The following is a 15,721-nucleotide window of genomic DNA, read 5'->3' as shown; positions in this document are numbered from 1 at the left end:
CCTCAGTGGCCGGTGGCATCCGCCTTTCCGAAGGTGGGGTTGTGGGCGGGGCCGAGCGTGATGTGCACGGCCTGCTGGTCGGTGTAGAAGTCGATGGAGCGGTAGCCGCCCTCGTGCCCGAGTCCGGAGGCCTTGACGCCGCCGAACGGGGTCCGGAGGTCGCGCACGTTGTTCGAGTTCAGCCACACCATGCCGGCCTCGATGGCCTGCGAGAAGTTGTGGGCGCGCTTGAGGTCGTTGGTCCAGACGTACGCGGCGAGGCCGTAGCGCACGCCGTTGGCGAGCTCGAGCGCCTCCTCGTCGGTGTCGAACGGGGTGATCGCGACGACCGGGCCGAAGATCTCCTCCTGGAAGATGCGGGCGTCGGGAGCGACGTCGGCGAACACCGTGGGGCGCACGAAGTTGCCTTCGTCGAATCCGTCGGGACGGCCCCCGCCGGCGACCAGGCGGGCCTCGGACTTGCCGATCTCGATGTACGAGACGACCTTGTCGTAGTGCTCGGGGTGCACGAGCGCACCGACCTCGGTGGCCGGGTCGTGCGGGTAGCCGACCACGACGCGGTCGGCCTGTGCGGCGTAGCGCTCGACGAACTCGTCGTAGATCGGCCGCTCCACGAGGATGCGCGAGCCGGCGGTGCAGCGCTCGCCGTTGAGGGAGAACACCCCGAAGATGGTGGCGTCGATCGCCGCCTCGAGGTCGGCGTCGGCGAACACGACGGCCGGGCTCTTCCCGCCGAGCTCCATCGACAGGCCCTTCAGGAACGGCGCGGCGTTGCCGAAGATGATCTGCCCGGTGCGGGATTCGCCGGTGAACGAGATCAGCGGCACGTCGGGGTGCTTGACCAGCGCGTCGCCGGCGTCCTCACCGAGCCCGTTGACGAGGTTGAACACGCCCTTCGGCAGCCCCGCCTCCTCGAAGATGCCGGCCCACAGCGACGCCGACAGCGGCGTGAACTCGGCGGGCTTGAGCACCACCGTGTTGCCGGTGGCGAGCGCGGGGCCGAGCTTCCACGACTCGAGCATGAACGGGGTGTTCCACGGCGTGATGAGCCCGGCGACGCCGATCGGCTTGCGGTTGACGTAGTTCATCTGGCGGCCCGGCACCTTGTAGGCGTCGTCGGCCTGCGCCACGATCAGGTCGGCGAAGAACCGGAAGTTCTCGGCCGCCCGGCGGGCCTGGCCGAGCGCCTGCGTGATCGGCAGGCCCGAGTCGAACGACTCCAGCTCGGCGAGGCGTGCATCGCGGGACTCCACGATGTCGGCGATGCGGTGGAGCACGCGCGAGCGCTCGCGCGGGAGCATCCGGGGCCACGGTCCCTCGGTGAATGCGCGCCGCGCGGCGGCGACGGCACGGTCGATATCCGCCTTCTTGCCTGCTGCGGCCTGCACATACGTCTCGTTCGTCACGGGGTCGAGCACGTCGAACGTGTCGCCGTCGGCCGAGTCGACGAACTCGCCGTCGATGTAGTGCTGGATGCGGCTGGGCAGGCCCTCGGGCACGTGCCGCGTCGCGGGAACGGTCTGGGTGTCGGTCATTGCTGCTCCTTCGTCGGAGGTCGGGGAGACGGATGCCGGAGCCCCCGGCATCCGTGAATCAAAAAGCGGGAAGGCCCAGCGCCTCGTCGGGGTGCTCGTGGATCATGTAGGCGTCGAGCGTCGCCGAGCGGTGGCGCCGGGCGGCCTTCTCGATCTCGCCCAGCGGGGCGCCGGTCTCGATGAGCACGAGGATGTTCTCGTGCTCGCGCACCGACTCCTGCGCGCGGCCGGGAATGAACGCGAACGTCGAGTCGCGGAGGTGTCCGAGGCGCGCCCACTCGGCGTGCACGAGGTCGAGCATGCGCGGGTTCGCGCACTTCTCGAACAGCGCGGCGTGGAACTCCTGGTTGAGCGCCGTGAACGCGCGCGGGTCGAAGTGCTCGAGCGTCTCGATCATGAGCTCGTTGATGCGGCGGGCGTTGCGGATGTCGTCGGCCGTGAGCCTCCGCGCCGCGAGCGCCGTCGCGGTGCCCTCGAGGATCGACAGCGCCTGCATGCTATAGCGGTACTGCGAGTCGTCGACCATCGACACCCGTGCGCCCACGTTGCGCTCGAACGTGACGAGCCCCTCGGCCTCGAGCTGGCGGATGGCCTCGCGCACCGGCACGACGCTCATGTCGAGCTCGCCGGCGATGGTGCCGAGCACGAGCCGGTAGCCGGGGGTGAACTCCTGGTTGGCGATGCGCTCCTTGATCCAGCGGTAGGCCTGCTGCGACTTGCTCAGCTCCGATCCCGGAGCCTGGCCGACGGCGGCGTCGGTCGGGGTCATGCGCGGCCCTCCTCGTTCTCGGGTCCCTGTGCGTCGACCGGTTGCTGACTCCGTCCGAGCTCGGTGGCCGAATCGGCGTCGTACTTCGCACGCCAGTCGGCGTTCATCGGGAACAGCCCGTCGACGGGGTGGCCTTCCGCGACGCGCTGCGCGATCCACGCGTCCTCGTCCTCCTGGGCGAGGGCCGCATCGACGATCTCCTCGACGATCTCCGGTGGGATGACGACGACGCCGTCGCCGTCTCCGACCAGGATGTCGCCCGGCTGCACCGTCGTCCCCCCGCACGCGACGGTGACATCGCCCTCCCAGGGCACGTGCTTGCGACCGAGGACGGCGGGATGGGCGCCGGACGAGTAGACCGGGATGCCGACTGCGGCGACGGCTGCGGCATCCCGCACTCCTCCGTCGGTGACGATGCCGGCCGCACCGCGGGCGTGCGCGCGGATCGCGAGGATGTCGCCGAGCGTGCCGGATCCGGCGTCGCCCCGGGCCTCGATCACCACGACCTCACCCTCGCCGACGGCGTCGAAGACGCGCTTCTGCGCGTTGTATCCGCCGCCGTGCGCGGCGAAGAGGTCTTCGCGATTCGGCACGAAGCGGAGGGTGCGGGCGGTGCCGACGAGCTTCGCGTCCCGGTGAAGCGGCCGCACGCCGTCGATGTGCACGTTGTTCAGCCCGCGCTTGCGCAGCTGTGCCGACAGGCCCGCGACCGGCACAGCCTCGAGCTTCGCGCGGAGCGCGGGGGAGAGGCCGGAGCCGAGCGCGTCGCCGGCCGGGTTCGGAGCATCCGCGTCCTCGGCGGGCAGCCCCGCGGCCTCGCGCGACCCCCACGCCTCGGTGCGCTGCAGGTCGTCGACGGCGGGGAGCGAGCCGAGTGCGGCGTCGAAGCCCGCCTCACCCTGCACGACGGTGGTGACGAGGCGCCCCGACGACGGGCCGCCCGGCACGTCGACCTCGACCTCGACGACGTCGCCGGGCCGGGCCACCGACGAACCGGCGGGGGTGCCCGTGAGGATCACGTCGCCGGTCTCGAGCGTGAAGTGCTGCGACAGGTCGGCGACGAGCTGCGGGAGGGAGAAGATCATGCCCGCCGAGGTGTCGTCCTGCACGAGCTCGCCGTTCAGCCACGTGCGCACCCGCAGCGCGCCCTGGTCGACCGTGCGCGCGTCGATGAGCGAGGGGCCGACCGGGGTGTAGCCGTCGCCGCCCTTCGAGCGCACGTTGGAGCCCTTGTCGTTCGCGCGGAGGTCGTAGAGGCCGAAGTCGTTCGCGGCGGTGACCCACGCGACGTGGTCCCACGCCTCCGCGAGCGGGACGCGGCGGGCGGGCCGCCCGATCACGAGCGCGATCTCGCCCTCGAAGGCGAGGAGTTCGGTGCCTTCCGGGCGCTCGATCGTGCTGCCGGAGCCGGCCAGGGAGCTGGAGGGCTTGAAGAAGTAGGACGGATGCTGTGGCCGGCGTCCGCGCTGGTCGGCACGCGACGCGTAGCTCAGGTGGATGGCGATGATCTTGCCCGGGCGGCCGGGAAGGGCCGCGAATCGCGGGTCCGTCGCCTGCGTCATCTCGTCCATGAGCTCCCTTACTCGTCGACCTCTTGCGTCGTATGCGAAATCGTATATGATCATCGGACATCCGGCAACCACCCCGATCTCGGCACGCCGGCGACGAAGATGTCACCCCCGACGCAGGAGTCACTGATGAGCACAGCCCGTCCCCCACAGGGATTCACCCCCACCGGCACGATCGCCACACCGGCCGATCGGCGCCGCGTCGTCTTCGCCACGGTCGTCGGCACGACCGTCGAGTGGTACGACTTCTTCATCTACGCGTCCGCAGCCGGTCTGGTGTTCGGGCAGCTGTTCTTCGCCCCGCTGGGTGCCAACAGCGTGCTGATCTCCTTCGCCACGGTGGGCGTGAGCTTCCTGTTCCGCCCGCTCGGCGCCTTCCTCGCGGGGCACTTCGGCGACAAGTACGGCCGCAAGGTCGTGCTGATGTGGACGCTGATCCTGATGGGCGCGGCGACCGCGCTCATCGGCATCCTCCCGACGTACGAGGCCATCGGCGTGGCCGCGCCGATCCTGCTGGTGCTCCTGCGCATCCTCCAGGGCCTGTCCGCCGGCGGCGAATGGGGCGGTGCGGTCCTCATGGCCGTCGAGCACGCCCCGAAGCAGCGCCGCGGCGCGTTCGGCGCCTCGCCGCAGATCGGCGTTCCTCTCGGCCTGCTGCTGGCCTCCGGCGTGATGGCCGTCATGGCGATGATCGCCCCCGGCGACGCGTTCCTCGAGTGGGGCTGGCGCGTGCCGTTCCTCCTGAGCGTGGTGCTCATCCTGGTCGGCTGGTACGTGCGCCGTCGCGTCGAGGAGAGCCCGGTGTTCACCGAGCTGGCCGAGCGCAAGGAGAAGGCGCGCATGCCGATCGTCCAGCTGTTCCGCAAGCACCTGCTGCTCGTGATCATCGCGGCGTTCGTGTTCGCCGGCAACAACGCCGTGGGTTACATGACCACGGGCGGCTACATCCAGAACTACTCCACCAACCCCGAGGGACCGCTGGCGCTCGAGCGCGGTCCGGTGCTGTGGGCCGTCGCCGGCTCGGCCGTCACGTGGCTGCTGTCGACCTTCGCGGCAGGCGTCCTCTCCGACCGCATCGGCCGTCGCACGACGTACATCATCGGCTGGATCCTGCAGCTGATCGGTGTGTTCACGCTGTTCCCGCTCGTGAACACGGGCAACATCTGGCTGCTCTTCCTGGGCCTCGCGATCCTCACGATCGGCCTCGGGTTCACGTACGGTCCGCAGGCGGCGCTGTACTCGGAGCTGTTCCCGGCCTCGATCCGCTTCTCGGGCGTCTCGATCTCGTACGCGATCGGCGCGATCCTCGGCGGCGCGTTCGCCCCGACCATCGCCACGGCGCTCGTCCAGGCGACGGGCACGACCGTGTCGGTCACCTGGTACCTCGCCGGCATGACGCTCCTGGGCCTCGTCGCGACGCTGCTGCTGCGCGACCGCAGCGGCATCCCGCTCGGGCCGGAGCGCGAGGCCGAGCAGGAGCAGAGCCCGATCTACGGCCTGTCCAAGGCGTGAGCTCCACCGCCGTGACCACGGCGCTCCCCGCCGAGGCCGTCGCCGCCCTGCGCGACGCGGTCCCCGGCGGGGTGGACGCCGACGACGCGGCCCGCGCCGCGTACTCGACCGACCGGTCGGGTACGCGGTCCGCGGGGATCGCGGAACTGGTGTTGCATCCGCGCAGCACCGCCGAGGTGCAGGAGATCTGCCGCATCGCCTCGCGGTACTCCGTTCCGGTGGTGCCGCGCGGTGCGGGCACCGGCCTCGCCGGCGGCGCGGTCGCGGGCCGTGGCCAGATCGTGGTCGCCACCGACCGGATGACGTCGATGGTCGAGATCTCGGTCGGCAACCAGCTCGCGGTCGTGCAGCCCGGGATCCTCAACGGGGACCTCAACGCGGTGCTCGCGGAGCACGGTCTGTGGTGGCCGCCGGATCCCGCGTCGAAGGCGATCTCGACGGTGGGCGGCAACATCGCGATGAACGCCGGCGGGCTGCTGTGCGCCAAGTACGGCGTGACGCGGGAGGCCGTCCTGGCGCTCACGGTGGTGCTCGCGGACGGGGAGGTGATCACCGTCGGCCATCGCACGGTGAAGGGCGTGTCGGGGCTCGACCTGTGCGCCCTCTTCATCGGATCGGAGGGCACGCTCGGCATCATCACCGAGTGCACGCTGAAGGTGCGTCCGATGGTGACCGGGGTCGTCCCGACGATCGGCGCCTACTTCGCCGACGCGGCCGCAGCGGCACGGGCGGCTTCGGGGGTGACGGCCGCCGGCGAGCGTCCCGCGATCATGGAGCTGATGGACGCCGCCCTCCTGCAGGCGGTCAGCGACTACACGGGCGAAGACATGGTGTCGGCGGGCGCGGCGTATCTCCTCGTGCAGACCGACGGCCCGGACGCCGTCGCCGAGGCGGAGCGGATCGCCGAGATCCTGCGCGGCGCCGGTGCGCGATCCCTCGAGGTGACCGACGACCCGGAGGCCGCGGCATCCCTCGTCGACGTCCGCCGCTCGGGTTTCCTCGCCGTCGAGGCGCGCGGCACGATCCTCGTGGAGGACGTCGCCGTCCCCCGGGACCGGATCGCCGACATGTACCAGGGGATCGACGAGATCGCCGCGCGCTACGGCGTCTTCATCGCCACCCCGTGCCATGCCGGAGACGGCAACCTCCACCCCACGTTCGTGCTCGACAGAGGCCTCGACGAGGTGCCGGATGCGGTGTGGGATGCGGCGGGCGAGATCTTCGCCCACGCGCTCGAGCTCGGCGGCACCCTGAGCGGCGAGCACGGCATCGGGCTGCTCAAGCGTCGCTGGCTCGGCGACGAGCTCGGACCGCGGCAGCTGGATCTTCAGCGAGGGATCAAGGCGGTCTTCGACCCCGCCGGCATCATGAACCCGGGAAAGGTGTTCGCGCCGGTCGCCGAGGCGTAGCGCCTCAGCGGGTGCGCATGCCGTCGAGGGCGACCGCGACGACGTCATGGGCGAGGCGCTCGCGGTCGACCGGCCCGCCGGGGCGGTACCACTCGACGATCGAGTTGACCATGCCGAACACGAGGCGCGTGGCGACCGCGCCGTCGACGTCGGCGCGCATCTCGCCCGCGCGCTGCGCCTCGGCGACGAGCGCGGTCACGCGATGGTCGAACGCGCGCCGGCGCTCGAGCGCGGCGCGCTCCACGTCGCTGTTGCCGCGCACGCGCAGCAGCAGCGTGACGTAGGGCAGCTTGTCGACGAGCACCCGCACCGCCCCGCGCAGCACGGCTCCGAGCCGCTCCACCGCCGACCCCTCTCCGGACTCGGGCGTCTCCAGGACGCCCTCGAGCCCGTCGAGCGCCTCGTCGAGGGCGAGGGCGAGCAGCTGCTCCTTCGAGTCGAAGTGGTGGTACAGCGCCGACTTGGTGAGCCCGAGGCGGGTCGCGAGATCGGCGACCGAGGTGGCGTCGTAGCCCTGCTCGTTGAAGAGCGCGACCGCGACGCCCAGTACCTGCTCGCGGTCGTACCCGGGCCGCCCGCGGCGTGCGGGTGAGGTCTCGGCGCTCGCGGACATGCGCCCAGTCTGGCACCCTGGCCGCGGCATCCGTCGCACCCTCACTTCCCGACGAGCGGCGCAGGGGCAGGTTTACTGAACGAACGATCAGGTAATATGGAGGCGACCGTGAGGGAGCGGATCGAGAGGACGCCGGATGCCTGAGCCGCTGCTCGTCCAGCGCCGAGACGACCGGGTCGTCGCCACGCTGTCGCGGCCCGACGTGCGCAATGCCATCGACCAGGACACCGTCGACCGCCTGCACGAGCTGTGCAAGGAGCTGGAGCGCGAGCCGCGGACGCTCATCCTCATCGGCGGCGACGGGGTGTTCGCGTCGGGCGCCGACATCGCACAGCTGCGCGAGCGCCGGGCCGCCGACGCCCGCCGCGGGATCAACACCCGGGCGTTCCAGCGTGTGCGGAACCTCCCGATGCCGGTCATCGCCGCGATCGACGGGTACGCGCTCGGCGGCGGCGCCGAGTTCGCGTACGCCGCCGACATCCGCATCGGCACGCCGCGCCTGCAGATCGGCAACCCCGAGACCGGCCTCGGCATCATCGCCGCCGCCGGGGCGACGTGGCGGTTGCGTGAGATCGTCGGCGAGGCGCGGGCTGCCGAGATGCTGCTGACGGGGCGGATCCTGGATGCCGAGACCGCCGTCGCGTGGGGGCTCGTCTCGTCGCTCTTCGAGCCGGGCGACCTGCTGGCCGCGGCGCACGCGATCGCCGACCGTATCGCCCGCAACGACGCGCTCGCGACCCGCCATACGAAGACGGCGCTGCTCGCGCCCCCCGCTGCGCACCCCGAGCTGGAGCTCGAGCTGCAGGCGCAGCTCTTCGAGAGCCCCGAGAAGGAGCGCCGCATGACCGCCTTCCTCGACAGGAAGAAGGGGCGATGAGCGTGCCGGAGCGGGTCGGAGTGATCGGGGGCGGGCGCATGGGCGCCGGGATCGCGCACGCCTTCGTGCTCGCCGGCGCCGAGGTGGTCGTCGTGGAGCGCGACGCGGACGCGGCGGCGGCGGCATCCGCTCGCCTTCGAGAGAGCGTGCGCCGCAGCGTGGAACGGGGCACGACCGACCGCGGTTTCGATGCGCTCGCCGCCTCGCTGACGACGGAGACGGATGCCGCAGCCCTGGCCGGCTGCGCGCTCGTCATCGAGGCGGTGCCCGAGGACCGGGAGCTCAAGGTCCACGCGCTCCGGCGCGCGGAGCGCGTCGTCCACGGCGACGCCGCGCTGGCGACGAACACCTCGTCGATCTCGATCGACGACCTCGCCTCGGACCTGACCCGGCCCGACCGCTTCCTCGGTCTGCACTTCTTCAATCCCGTGCCCTCGTCGCAGCTCGTCGAGGTCGTGACGGGCACAGGGACGGCGCCCGCGCTCGTCGACGACGCCCGCGCCTGGGTCGAGGCGCTCGGCAAGACGGCGATCGTGGTGCGCGACAGCCCGGGGTTCGCCTCCAGTCGACTGGGTGTCGCGCTCGGGCTCGAGGCGATCCGCATGCTCGAGGAGGGCGTCGCGAGCGCCGCCGACATCGACGCCGCGATGGAGCTCGGGTACCGGCATCCGGTCGGTCCGCTGCGCACCACCGACCTCGTCGGCCTCGACGTGCGGCTCGGCATCGCCGAGGAGCTGCACCGGACGCTGGGGGAGCGGTTCGCGCCCCCGGAGCTGCTGCGGCGCCTCGTCGCCGACGGACATCTCGGCCGCAAGACCGGCCGTGGCTTCTACGAATGGAGTGAGAAGTGACGAACATCCTTCCCAGCTACCTGCGCGACGGGTGGTGGCTGCCCGACACGGGCGATGACGCCACGGCGGTGCTCGACGCGTCGACCGGCGAGGTCGTGACGTACCTCGACACGCAGGGGATCGACCTGGCGGGAGCTCTCGACCACGCTCGCACGGTCGGCCAGCAGAGCCTCGGAGCCCTGACGTTCCATCAGCGCGCGCTGCTGCTGAAGCAGTTCGGCATCGCGCTCACCGCGCGCAAGGAGGAGCTGTACGAGCTCTCGAAGCGCGCGGGAGCGACCGTCCGTGACTCGCTGAGCGACGTCGACGGCGGGATCGGCGTGCTGTTCACCTACTCGTCCAAGGGTCGTCGCGAGCTGCCGAACGGGCAGGTGTACCTCGACGGGCCCGTCGAGCCGCTGTCGAAGGACGGCTCGTTCCTCGGCCGCCACGTCTACACGCGGCTGCCCGGTGTCGCGGTGCAGATCAACGCCTTCAACTTCCCGATGTGGGGCGCCCTCGAGAAGTTCGCTCCCGCGTTCCTCGCGGGCGTGCCGACGCTGGTGAAGCCGGCGACGCCGACCGCGTACGTCGCCGAGGCGTGGGTGCGCATCCTCGTCGAGACGGGACTGCTGCCGGCCGGCTCGCTGCAGCTGGCGAGCGGCGCCGTGCCCGGGCTCTTCGAGCACCTGCGGCTCGGTGACCTGGTCGGCTTCACGGGGAGCGCCTCGACGGCCGAGCGCCTGCGGGCGCAGGCCGGCCCGGGGGTCCGGTTCACGACCGAGACCGACTCGATCAACGCCTCGGTGCTGGGCCCCGACGCCGTGCCGGGGACGCCCGAGTTCGACGCGTACGTGAAGCAGCTGATGGTCGAGCTCACGACCAAGGCCGGGCAGAAGTGCACGGCGATCCGCCGCGCCATCGTTCCGGCCGATGTCGTCGATCCTCTCGTGACCGCGCTGCGCGAGAAGATCGCCGAGCGCGTGGTCGTCGGCGATCCCCACGCCGAGGGCGTCACGATGGGACCGCTGGTGTCGCTCGCGCAGCGCGAGGAGGTGCTGAAAGCGGTTGGAGCGCTCGAGGCGGCGGGCGGCCGGATCGTGCTGGGGACGACGGATGCCCCGGAGGTGACCCTCGCCGACGGCTCGACCGGTCGTGCCCCCGACGGTGCCTTCGTCGCGCCCATTCTCGTGGGCTTCGACGGCGACGGCGACGCACTGCCGGCCGCGGTCCACGAGGTGGAGGCGTTCGGGCCGGTGGCGAGCGTGCTCGCGTACCGCACGGTGGACGAGGCGGCCGAGCTCGTGGGACGCGGCGGCGGGTCTCTCGTGACGAGCGTCGCGACGGCCGACCCTGCTGTCGCCGCGACCCTGCTCGCGCGCACGGCCGCGTACAACGGACGCCTGCTCTTCCTCGACCGCGACGACGCCCGCAGCTCGACGGGCCACGGCGCGCCCGTTCCGCATCTCGTGCACGGCGGTCCCGGCCGCGCGGGCGGGGGCGAGGAGCTCGGCGGCATCCGCGCGGTGCTGCACCACATGCAGCGCACGGCGGTGCAGGGCTCACCCGCGATGCTGACGGCCCTGACCGGGGTGTGGCACCAGGGCGCGGCATCCCGCTCCGACCGGCACCCCTTCCGCAAGTCGCTCGCGGAGCTGGCCGTCGGCGACCAGATCGCGTCGCCCTCGCGCCCGGTCACGCTCGACGACATCGAGACGTTCGCGAACTTCACGGGCGACCTCTTCTACGCCCACATGGACGAGGAGGCCGCGGCCGCCAACCCGTTCTTCCCCGGTCGCGTCGCGCACGGGTACCTGCTCGTGTCGTGGGCGGCAGGGCTCTTCGTCGACCCCGAGCCGGGTCCGGTGCTCGCCAACTACGGCCTCGAGAACCTGCGCTTCATGACGCCCGTCTCGCCGGGTGACGAGATCCGCGTGGTGCTCACGGCCAAGCAGATCACGCCGCGCGAGACCGACGGGTACGGCGAGGTGCGGTGGGACGCGGTCATCCTCAACCAGCGCGACGACATCGTCGCGACGTACGACGTCCTCACGCTGGTCGCGAAGACGGCGGACACGGATGCTGCCGCCTCCGCAGCATCCGAGTCGCCCGCGTCCGCCGAGGTCACGGCGTGATGCCCGCGTGCGCTTCGCGCGGTCGAAATCGGCGTCCGCGGTCGAAGTGTTCGGCAGCGGATGCTGGTTTCAGCAGCGAGGGCTGCGACGGCGCCACCGGGTGCGCAGCGGGTGCCGATTTCGACAGCGTGGACGTGACGTCATGACCGACCCCGCCGTGCACTTCGCCGGGCAGCGGCGCATGCTGCAGCGCGACCGCGCGTCGGCCGCACTCGGCATCGTCGTCGAGCGCGACGAGCCCGGCGAGGCCGTCGTGTCGATGCGGGTGCGCGACGACATGACGAACGGGTTCGCGATCACGCACGGCGGGATGGTGTTCGCGCTCGCGGACACCGCGTTCGCCATGGCCTGCAACGAGGACGACGACGTGACGGTGGCCGCGGGCGCCGACATCTCGTTCCTCAAGGCGACGCACGCCGGGCAGGCCCTGACCGCGCACGCCCGGCGCCGCATCCTCTCGGGCCGCAACGGCCTCTACGACGTCACGGTGACCGACGAGACCGGGGACGTCGTCGCGGAGTTCCGCGGCCGGTCCGTGACCACGCGCCGCACCCACCCCGACGATGCGGCCGGCGGCGGTGCCGCAGCATCCGTCACCGGGTAGACTTTACTGAACGAACGGTCTGTAAATAAGGAGTCGACGATGACGACAGAGCTGCTGATCGACGAGGCGGCTGAGCAGGCCGCCTTCGACGCGATCATCGAGGCCGACTCGCGCATCGAGCCGCGGGACTGGATGCCGGCGGCCTACCGCAAGACGCTGATCCGGCAGATCTCGCAGCACGCGCACTCCGAGATCATCGGGATGCAGCCCGAGGGCAACTGGATCACGCGGGCGCCGAGTCTCAAGCGCAAGGCGATCCTGATGGCGAAGGTGCAGGATGAGGCCGGGCACGGCCTGTACCTGTACTCGGCCGCGCAGACGCTCGGCATCACGCGCGACGAGATGACCGAGCAGCTCATCGAGGGGCGCGCCCGGTACTCGTCGATCTTCAACTACCCGACGCCGACCTGGGCCGACATGGGGGCCATCGGGTGGCTCGTGGACGGCGCCGCGATCTGCAACCAGGTGCCGCTGTGCCGCGCGTCGTACGGCCCGTACGGGCGCGCGATGGTCCGCATCTGCAAGGAGGAGTCGTTCCACCAGCGGCAGGGGTTCGAGATCCTGCTGACGCTCATGCAGGGCTCGCCCGCGCAGCGCGAGATGGCTCAGGATGCTGTGGACCGCTGGTACTGGCCGTCGCTCATGATGTTCGGGCCCCCTGACGACGAGTCGCCCAACTCTGCGCAGTCGATGGCGTGGAAGATCAAGCGCTTCTCGAACGACGACCTGCGGCAGCGGTTCATCGGGATGCTGGTGCCCCAGGCCGAGGTGCTGGGCGTGACGCTTCCCGACCCCGAGCTGCGCTGGGACGAGGCGGCGGGGAGGTGGCACACGAGCGAGATCGACTGGACCGAGTTCCACGAGGTGCTCGCCGGCCGCGGCCCGATGAACGTGGAGCGCATCCGCAATCGCCGGAGCGCCCACGAGGACGGTGCGTGGGTGCGTGAGGCCGCCGCGGAGTACGCCCGCAAGCAGCAGCTGCGCGAGGCCGAGACGATGAAGGGAGCCGCGTCATGACCACTCCAGGTGCCTCGCCGCGCGAGTCGTGGCCGCTGTGGGAGGTGTTCGTGCGTGCGAACCGCGGGCTCAGCCACGTGCACGCCGGTTCGCTCCATGCGCCGGATGCCGAGCTCGCGCTGCGCAACGCCCGCGACCTGTACACCCGCCGGGGCGAGGGCACGTCGATCTGGGTCGTGCCGGCCGACGCGATCACGACGAGCGACCCCGATGCGAAGGGCGCGTTCTTCGAGAGCCCCGCGGGCAAGAACTACCGTCACGCCAGGTACTACACGGCGTCGGAGGGGGTGCCTCACCTGTGAGCGTCCAGGAGGGAATCGGAGCGAGCGCCGATGCGCACGGCGAGGTGACGGTCGAGCGCATCGAGCTGTCGGCCGAGCTGGCCGGCGGCGAGGGCCGCGCGGCGACGGCGGACGTCGCCGAGTACGCGCTGTGGCTCGGCGACGACGCGCTCGTGCTGTCGCAGCAGCTCGGCGCGTGGATCGCGCGCGCCCCCGAGCTCGAGGAGGACGTCGCGCTCGCCAACATCGCGCTCGACCTGCTGGGGCACGCGCGTTCCTTCCTGCGCTACGCCGGGACCTACGACGACCGGTCGGAGGATGATCTCGCCTACTGGCGCGACGAGCCGGAGTTCCGCAGCGCGTGGCTGTTCGAGCAGCCGAACGGAGACTTCGCGCAGACGATCGCGCGCCAGTTGGCAGCATCCGTGTACCTTTTCGAGCTCTATGCGGCGCTGCAGGAGTCCTCCGACGAGACGCTCGCCGCGATCGCCGCGAAGGCGGTGAAGGAGGTCGAGTACCACCGCGACCACGCGGTGCAGTGGACGCTGCGCCTGGCGGGCGGCACCGACGAGTCGCGTCGGCGCATGATCCGGGCGATCGGGGACGTGTGGCCGTACGTGGGCGAGCTCTTCCGCGACGAGCCTCTGACCGACCGCCTCGAGGGCATAGCGGTGCGGCCGTCGACGCTGCAGCCCGCGTTCGACGCGGTCATCGCCGCGGTCTTCGCGGAGGCGGAGGTCGAAGTGCCGGCCACGCCGATGTCATCGGGCGGCGGGCGCCGCGGCTCGCACTTCCCGACGCTGGGCTACCTCCTCGCCGAGATGCAGGTGCTCGCCCGGCAGCACCCGGGGGCGACGTGGTGAGTGCCACGGCGACGACAGCCGCCCGCGCGTGGGAGGTGGCGGCATCCGTTCTCGATCCCGAGGTCCCGGTGCTCACGATCGAGGACCTCGGCGTGCTGCGCGACGTCGCCGTCGAGGCGGGGCGCGTGACGGTGACGATCACGCCGACGTACTCGGGCTGCCCCGCGATGGACGCGATCCGCGACGACGTCGTCCTCGCGCTCACCTCGGCGGGCTTCGACGACGTCGACGTGCGGCTGGTGCTGGCCCCCGCGTGGACCACGGACTGGATGACGGATGCCGGCAAGCACAAGCTCGTCGAGTACGGCATCGCGCCGCCGACCGGGCGGGCCGCCGTGACTGGGCCGATCAGGCTGCAGCTCTCGGTGCGGTGCCCGCGCTGCGGGTCGCTCGACACGCGCGAGATCGCGCGGTTCGGGTCGACGTCGTGCAAGGCGCTGTACGAGTGCCGCGCGTGCCTCGAGCCCTTCGACCACTTCAAGGTGCACTGATGCGGCATCACCGACTTCGGCAGGCTCAGGGAGCCGGGACGCAGGCCGAGAACGCGCGCATCGCCGAGACGCTGCTCACCACCGCGGTCGGCGGACCGCGCGGCGCCAAGCATCGCGCGCGGTTCCATACGCTGCGAGTCGCCGCCGTGCGGCCGTTGACGGATGCCTCGGTCGAGGTGACGTTCGCGATCCCCGAGGAGGCGCGGGACGAGTTCGACTACCTCGCCGGCCAGCATGTGGCCCTGCGCACGATGCTCGACGGGCACGAGGTGCGCCGGTCGTACTCGCTGTGCCGCGCGGAGGACGCCGGTGGCGGCGGAGACGGCCCCCGCACGATCAGCGTCGCGATCAAGCGCGATTCGGGGGGCCGGTTCTCGACCTGGGCGCAGACCGGGCTGAAGGTCGGCGACGAGATCGACGTGATGAGCCCGCAGGGCACGTTCACCTCGAAGCTCGCCGATCTCGACGACGCGCATGTGGCGGGGATCGCCGCGGGGTCGGGCATCACGCCCTTGATGGCGCTCGCCGCCACGGTGCTCGCACGTTCGCGCACCTCGCGGTTCACGCTCGTGTACACGAACCGCTCGAGTCTCGACGTGATGTTCCTCGACGAGCTCTCCGACCTGAAGGACCGCTACCCGACCAGGCTCGCCCTGCACCACGTGCTCTCGCGCGAGCAGCGCACCGCGCCGCTGCTGTCGGGGCGCATCGACGAGCCGCGGCTGCGGCGCATCCTGGGCGACCTCGTGCTGCCCGACACGGTCGACGAGTGGTTCCTGTGCGGACCGTTCGAGCTCGTGCAGCTCTGTCGCGACACCCTCGCCGACATCGGCGTCGACCCCGCGCACGTGCGCTACGAGCTGTTCACCACGGGGGAGGGGGAGCGGGCCGAACCCGCGGCGGGCCGGCCGGTCGTGGTGGCGGAGGACGAGCCGGTGCACCGGATCGAGTTCACGCTCGACGGGCAGTCGCAGGCGGTCGACAGCCCGCTCGCCGCGCACGAGTCGATCCTGAACGCGGCGCTGCGGGTGAGACCCGACGTGCCCTTCGCGTGCGCCGGGGGCGTGTGCGGCACATGCCGTGCGCGCCTTCTGCAGGGATCCGTCACGATGACCGAGAACTACGCGCTCGAACCCGACGAGCTCGAGCGCGGGTACGTGCTCACCTGCCAGTCGCACCCGACGACCGATACCGTCGTCGTCGACTACGACGTCTAG

15 protein-coding genes are annotated in these 15,721 nt (G+C 71.5%); 11 read left to right on the top strand and 4 right to left on the bottom strand.

What is annotated here, in order from left to right; translation table 11 throughout:
• Positions 1-2 precede the first annotated feature (2 nt).
• From hpaE to ACFQ7C_RS10245, 3 genes are read right to left on the bottom strand one after another with little or no spacing between them, the layout of a single operon-like run.
• Positions 3-1,535: a 5-carboxymethyl-2-hydroxymuconate semialdehyde dehydrogenase gene (hpaE, locus tag ACFQ7C_RS10255; protein ID WP_378900024.1), complete on the bottom strand. Its 1,533-nt coding sequence runs from the start codon at positions 1,533-1,535 to the stop codon at positions 3-5.
• 58 nt (positions 1,536-1,593) lie between these two features.
• Positions 1,594-2,304 (bottom strand): GntR family transcriptional regulator, encoded by a 711-nt coding sequence (locus tag ACFQ7C_RS10250; RefSeq protein ID WP_378900021.1) that lies wholly within the window; start codon positions 2,302-2,304, stop codon positions 1,594-1,596.
• Positions 2,301-3,866, bottom strand: coding sequence for a fumarylacetoacetate hydrolase family protein (locus ACFQ7C_RS10245; protein WP_378900231.1), 1,566 nt, complete (start codon positions 3,864-3,866; stop codon positions 2,301-2,303). The genes ACFQ7C_RS10250 and ACFQ7C_RS10245 overlap by 4 nt, the downstream gene beginning before the upstream one ends.
• 135 nt (positions 3,867-4,001) lie before the next feature.
• Between ACFQ7C_RS10245 and ACFQ7C_RS10240 the strand changes: the two genes are divergently transcribed.
• Together ACFQ7C_RS10240 and ACFQ7C_RS10235 are read left to right on the top strand one after the other, a co-directional pair.
• Positions 4,002-5,384, top strand: a complete 1,383-nt coding sequence (locus tag ACFQ7C_RS10240; protein ID WP_378900018.1) for an MFS transporter — start codon at positions 4,002-4,004, stop codon at positions 5,382-5,384.
• A complete protein-coding gene (locus ACFQ7C_RS10235) occupies positions 5,381-6,793 on the top strand; it encodes an FAD-binding oxidoreductase (RefSeq protein ID WP_378900015.1) in 1,413 nt (470 codons plus the stop codon). Before ACFQ7C_RS10240 ends, ACFQ7C_RS10235 begins: the two co-directional genes overlap by 4 nt.
• A 4-nt stretch (positions 6,794-6,797) precedes the next feature.
• Here ACFQ7C_RS10235 and ACFQ7C_RS10230 read toward each other — a convergent pair whose 3' ends face one another.
• A complete protein-coding gene (locus ACFQ7C_RS10230; protein ID WP_378900008.1) occupies positions 6,798-7,406 on the bottom strand; it encodes a TetR/AcrR family transcriptional regulator in 609 nt (202 codons plus the stop codon).
• 136 nt (positions 7,407-7,542) lie between these two features.
• On the opposite strand from ACFQ7C_RS10230, the gene ACFQ7C_RS10225 reads away from it, so the two are divergent.
• From ACFQ7C_RS10225 to paaE, 9 genes are all read left to right on the top strand, one after another.
• Positions 7,543-8,283: an enoyl-CoA hydratase/isomerase family protein gene (locus tag ACFQ7C_RS10225; RefSeq protein ID WP_378900005.1), complete on the top strand. Its 741-nt coding sequence runs from the start codon at positions 7,543-7,545 to the stop codon at positions 8,281-8,283.
• Complete coding sequence (locus ACFQ7C_RS10220; protein WP_378900003.1) at positions 8,280-9,134, top strand: 3-hydroxyacyl-CoA dehydrogenase family protein; 855 nt, start codon at positions 8,280-8,282, stop codon at positions 9,132-9,134. Before ACFQ7C_RS10225 ends, ACFQ7C_RS10220 begins: the two co-directional genes overlap by 4 nt.
• Positions 9,131-11,248, top strand: a complete 2,118-nt coding sequence (gene paaZ / locus ACFQ7C_RS10215) for a phenylacetic acid degradation bifunctional protein PaaZ (protein WP_378900000.1) — start codon at positions 9,131-9,133, stop codon at positions 11,246-11,248. The genes ACFQ7C_RS10220 and paaZ overlap by 4 nt, the downstream gene beginning before the upstream one ends.
• 142 nt (positions 11,249-11,390) lie before the next feature.
• Positions 11,391-11,852 (top strand): hydroxyphenylacetyl-CoA thioesterase PaaI, encoded by a 462-nt coding sequence (gene paaI / locus ACFQ7C_RS10210; RefSeq protein WP_378899997.1) that lies wholly within the window; start codon positions 11,391-11,393, stop codon positions 11,850-11,852.
• Between the two features lie 39 nt (positions 11,853-11,891).
• Positions 11,892-12,869, top strand: coding sequence for a 1,2-phenylacetyl-CoA epoxidase subunit PaaA (paaA, locus tag ACFQ7C_RS10205; RefSeq protein ID WP_378899994.1), 978 nt, complete (start codon positions 11,892-11,894; stop codon positions 12,867-12,869).
• The gene (gene paaB / locus ACFQ7C_RS10200; RefSeq protein ID WP_378899991.1) at positions 12,866-13,171 is read left to right on the top strand and encodes a 1,2-phenylacetyl-CoA epoxidase subunit PaaB; all 306 of its coding nucleotides are present in this window, start codon (positions 12,866-12,868) and stop codon (positions 13,169-13,171) included. Before paaA ends, paaB begins: the two co-directional genes overlap by 4 nt.
• On the top strand, positions 13,168-14,013 hold the full coding sequence (paaC, locus tag ACFQ7C_RS10195; RefSeq protein ID WP_378899988.1) for a 1,2-phenylacetyl-CoA epoxidase subunit PaaC: 846 nt from the start codon (positions 13,168-13,170) through the stop codon (positions 14,011-14,013). The genes paaB and paaC overlap by 4 nt, the downstream gene beginning before the upstream one ends.
• Complete coding sequence (paaD, locus tag ACFQ7C_RS10190) at positions 14,010-14,504, top strand: 1,2-phenylacetyl-CoA epoxidase subunit PaaD (protein ID WP_378899984.1); 495 nt, start codon at positions 14,010-14,012, stop codon at positions 14,502-14,504. Before paaC ends, paaD begins: the two co-directional genes overlap by 4 nt.
• Positions 14,504-15,721 carry a 1,2-phenylacetyl-CoA epoxidase subunit PaaE gene (gene paaE, locus ACFQ7C_RS10185; RefSeq protein WP_378899981.1) on the top strand — a complete coding sequence of 406 codons (1,218 nt, stop codon included), beginning with the start codon at positions 14,504-14,506 and terminating at the stop codon, positions 15,719-15,721. The genes paaD and paaE overlap by 1 nt, the downstream gene beginning before the upstream one ends.

The organism is Microbacterium sp. NPDC056569, assembly GCF_042793475.1.
Lineage (GTDB): Bacteria > Actinomycetota > Actinomycetes > Actinomycetales > Microbacteriaceae > Microbacterium.
This window is presented reverse-complemented; position numbering and strand designations above follow the sequence as displayed.